Genomic DNA, 4,211 nt, shown 5'->3' with positions numbered 1-4,211 from the left:
GGTGGTCAACGTCAGCGTATTTCTATCGCTCGCGCTTTGGCGACTCGCCCACGTCTTTTGATTTGTGATGAACCAACATCGGCACTGGATGTGTCGGTACAGGCTCAGATCCTTAACCTACTAAAAGACTTACAAGACGAGCTAAACCTAACCATGCTGTTCATCAGTCACGATTTACCGGTTATTCGCCAAATGTGTGACCGTGTTGGTGTGATGCAGATGGGGACACTATTGGAAGTTGCGCCTACAGAGCAACTGTTCCAATCACCTCAGCATGAATACAGCAAACAACTGATTTCTTTAATGCCTGAATTTACAGGTTTAAGAGAAGAAAAAGCAGTGGCACAAGCCGCGGTATAAAAATCAGCAGGCTGGAGTTTAGCTTGCTAACAACAATAAACAGACGCAAATACAACAACTAGGGATCTGGATTCCCGCATGAAGGAGTTATGCAATGAAAACCATGAAAAGCAAATTAGCAGTAGCTTTGATGGCAGCTGGCCTAAGCTTTAGTGCAGCAGCAGCAGATATTACCGTTGGCTACGCAGCTGACCCAGTATCACTTGACCCGCACGAGCAGCTGTCTGGTGGCACACTGCAAATGTCTCACATGGTGTTTGACCCTCTAGTACGTTTCACTCAAGAGATGGATTTCGAAGGCCGCCTAGCATCTAGCTGGGAGCGTGTTGATGAAACGACTTTCCGTTTCAACCTACGCAAAGGTGTGAAATTCCACTCTGGTAACGAACTGACTGCTGATGATGTTGTGTGGACTTTTGAACGTCTACAAGCTTCTCCAGACTTTAAGTCAATCTTCACGCCATACGAAAAAATGGTAAAAGTGGATGACTACACAGTTGAGCTAGTATCAAAAGCGGCTTACCCACTAGTACTACAAACAGCAACGTACATCTTCCCAATGGACAGCAAGTTCTACTCTGGTAAGACAGCGGAAGGTAAAGACAAGTCTGAGCTCGTTAAGCACGGTAACTCGTTCGCTTCGACTAACGTGTCAGGTACTGGTCCTTTCATCGTAACGCAGCGTGAGCAAGGCGTTAAAGTAACGTTCGAACGTTTCAATGATTACTGGGACACAGAGTCTGAAGGTAACGTAGACAAGCTAACACTTGTACCAATCAAAGAAGACGCAACACGTGTTGCTGCACTTCTTTCTGGTGACGTAGATATGATTCACCCAGTAGCACCAAACGATCACAAGCGTGTTAAGAACGCTAAGAACATCGATCTAGTAACGCTACCTGGTACTCGTATCATCACGTTCCAAATGAACCAAAACAGCAACGAAGCTCTTAAAGATGTTCGCGTTCGTCAGGCGATTGTTCACGCAATCAACAACGAAGGTATCGTTAAGAAGATCATGAAAGGCTTCGCAACAGCTGCTGGTCAGCAAAGCCCAACAGGCTACGCGGGTCACAACGAAGAGCTAGTTCCTCGTTACGATCTTAAGAAAGCGAAAGAGCTGATGAAAGAAGCGGGCTACGAAGATGGCTTTACGCTAACTATGATGGCACCAAACAACCGTTACGTGAACGATGCGAAAGTAGCGCAAGCGTCTGCGGCAATGCTATCTAAGATTGGTATCAAAGTTGATCTTAAGACTATGCCTAAAGCACAGTACTGGCCTGAGTTTGACCTATGTTCTGCTGACATGATGATGATCGGCTGGCACTCAGATACTGAAGATTCAGCGAACTTCAACGAGTTCCTAACAATGACTCGTAACGAAGAGACTGGTCGTGGTCAATACAACTGTTCTGGTTACTCAAACCCAGAAATGGATGCGATTGTAGAAGCTTCTAACACTGAAACTGACCCAGTTAAGCGTTCTAAGATGCTGAAAGGCGTTGAAGCAACACTATACAACGACGCTGCATTCGTACCGCTACACTGGCAAAGTGAAGCGTGGGGCGCGAAGTCTAACGTAGGTGCTGCAGACATCGTAAACCCAATGGTTATGCCTTACTTCGGCGACCTAGTTGTAAAATAATCTAGCTTGCTAGAATCGAGAGCCTGAGCTTTCAGGCTCTCAAATTATTAAGAAATAGATTTAAGTTTAGGTGTTTGGTCTTCCTTCAGTCTGGCTAAATACCTTTTTTAAGACTGAATTTTTGTTATCTAGTCGCGGATTTCGATTAGATAGTCATGGATAGATAAGGGGCAAGGAATGGTTACGTTTCTGGTCAAGCGCCTGTTTCAGGCACTGATAGTGATGTTTGTGATCAGTTTGGTGGCGTTTGCCATTCAGGATAACCTGGGCGACCCGTTGCGTGAGTTAGTCGGTCAATCTGTGTCAGAATCGGAGCGTCAAGCGCTGCGTGATGAACTCGGCTTAAATGATCCCTTCATTACAAAATACACTCGCTTTGTAGGCGCTGCTCTACAAGGTGATCTTGGTACTTCATATTTCTTTAAACGCCCTGCAGTGGACGTAATCTTAGATAAGCTGGTGGCGACGCTTGAACTCGTGTTTGGCGCTTCTCTGATCATCGTTTGTCTGTCGATTCCACTTGGCGTTTATTCAGCAATACACCCAAAAAGTTTCTTCACTAAGCTGGTGATGGCGGGCAGTAGTATCGGTATCTCTGTGCCTGTTTTCTTAACGGCAATCATGCTGATGTATGTCTTCTCTATTGAACTTGGCTGGCTACCGTCGTTTGGCCGTGGTGAAACGGCAAACTGGTTTGGCTGGGAGTCTGGCTTCTTAACGCTAGATGGCCTTGCACACTTAGTTCTGCCAAGTATCGCACTTGCATCTATCATGCTACCGCTTTTCATTCGTCTAGTTCGTTCAGAGATGCTAGAAGTGCTAAGCTCTGAGTACATCAAGTTTGGTAAAGCGAAAGGTCTGGAACTGAACAAGATTTACTACCAGCATGCTCTGAAAAACACAATGCTACCTGTACTAACGGTAGGTGGTGTTCAGATTGGTACTATGGTGGCTTACACAATTCTTACTGAAACCGTATTCCAGTGGCCGGGCACCGGCTTCCTATTCCTTGAAGCGATTAACCGAGTGGATACACCACTGATTACCGCATACGTTATCTTCGTTGGTCTTATCTTCGTAGTAACGAACACCATTGTTGACCTGCTATACGGGATCATTAACCCAACAGTGAACATCACAGGGAAAGGAGCATAATCATGGAACAAACAACAACAGCTCCATCTCGTTGGGAGCGATTCAAGCAGTCAGACATTCTGTACTACTTCTTGCGTGACAAAGTGGCAATGTTCAGCTTTGCTGTTTTCACTGCATTCTTGGTGATGGCATTGGCGGCACCTATTCTGGCGCCAACAGACCCGTATGACGTGACGTCTATCGACATCATGGACTCTGAGCTACCACCGTCTTGGATGGAAGATGGCGAAGAGCGTTTCCTACTGGGTACCGATGAGCAGGGCCGTGACATTCTATCGACCATGCTTTACGGCTCTCGCTTATCATTGACGATTGGTTTCCTAGCCGTTGGTCTACAGCTCACTCTAGGTATCATTATTGGTCTATCTGCGGGTTACTTCGGTGGTCGTATCGATAGCTTCTTGATGCGTTTTGCTGATGTTCAGCTTTCGTTCTCAACCATGATGGTTGCGATCATTGTCTCGGCTATCTTTAAGGCGAGTTTCGGTAGTGACTTCTACGCGCAATATGCGGTAGTGATGCTGGTGGTGATTATCGGCATTGCCGAATGGCCACAATATGCTCGTACGATTCGTGCATCAGTATTGGCTGAGAAGAAGAAAGAGTATGTAGAAGCAGCACGCGTGATGGGCTTCAGAGCACCACGCATTATGTTCCGTCATATTCTACCGAACTGTTTATCGCCAATTTTGGTTATCTCTACGGTACAGGTGGCAAATGCCATCATGTCAGAAGCGGCACTTTCTTTCCTAGGTTTGGGCCTACCGGTAGACCAACCGTCACTGGGCGCACTAATCAGTACTGGTTTTAACTACATTTTCTCTGGTGCGTGGTGGATTACAGCCTTCCCTGGTGTCGTATTGGTGACGCTAGTACTGGTGATCAACCTGCTGGGTGACTGGTTACGTGACGTGTTTAACCCTAAAATTTATAAAGGGTGATAGCTTGGTTTGATTTTTAGTAAAAAAAATCACTAAACTAAGAGCCGTAAGCAATTACGGCTCTTTTTTTGCTTAATGGATCTTGAACTAAGTATCATTGATAGTGT

At 45.8% G+C, this 4,211-nt stretch carries 4 protein-coding genes; all 4 read left to right on the top strand.

What is annotated here, in order from left to right; genetic code table 11:
• Positions 1 to 360, top strand: a 360-nt coding sequence (locus BCT81_RS21180; RefSeq protein WP_133152677.1) for an ABC transporter ATP-binding protein, incomplete at its 5' end; no start/stop codon positions are given.
• Positions 361 to 454: 94 nt separating this feature from the next.
• Complete coding sequence (locus BCT81_RS21175) at positions 455 to 2,008, top strand: ABC transporter substrate-binding protein (protein WP_102425727.1); 1,554 nt, start codon at positions 455 to 457, stop codon at positions 2,006 to 2,008.
• A 177-nt stretch (positions 2,009 to 2,185) separates the two neighbouring features.
• Entirely contained in the window at positions 2,186 to 3,163 is a 978-nt protein-coding gene (locus tag BCT81_RS21170) for an ABC transporter permease (RefSeq protein WP_061033080.1), read from the top strand.
• A 2-nt stretch (positions 3,164 to 3,165) separates the two neighbouring features.
• Positions 3,166 to 4,104, top strand: a complete 939-nt coding sequence (locus tag BCT81_RS21165; protein WP_008218598.1) for an ABC transporter permease — start codon at positions 3,166 to 3,168, stop codon at positions 4,102 to 4,104.
• Positions 4,105 to 4,211: the final 107 nt, after the last annotated feature.

Source organism: Vibrio sp. 10N.261.52.A1, from assembly GCF_002876325.1.
GTDB classification, from domain to species: Bacteria; Pseudomonadota; Gammaproteobacteria; order Enterobacterales; family Vibrionaceae; genus Vibrio; species Vibrio chagasii.
This window is presented reverse-complemented; position numbering and strand designations above follow the sequence as displayed.

What these genes read in the sequence shown, in the direction of transcription:
- BCT81_RS21175 (WP_102425727.1), top strand. Translation starts at nt 455, where the DNA reads ATGAAAACCATGAAAAGCAAATTAGCAGTAGCTTTGATGGCAGCTGGC.
- BCT81_RS21170 (WP_061033080.1), top strand. Translation starts at nt 2,186, where the DNA reads ATGGTTACGTTTCTGGTCAAGCGCCTGTTTCAGGCACTGATAGTGATG.
- BCT81_RS21165 (WP_008218598.1), top strand. Translation starts at nt 3,166, where the DNA reads ATGGAACAAACAACAACAGCTCCATCTCGTTGGGAGCGATTCAAGCAG.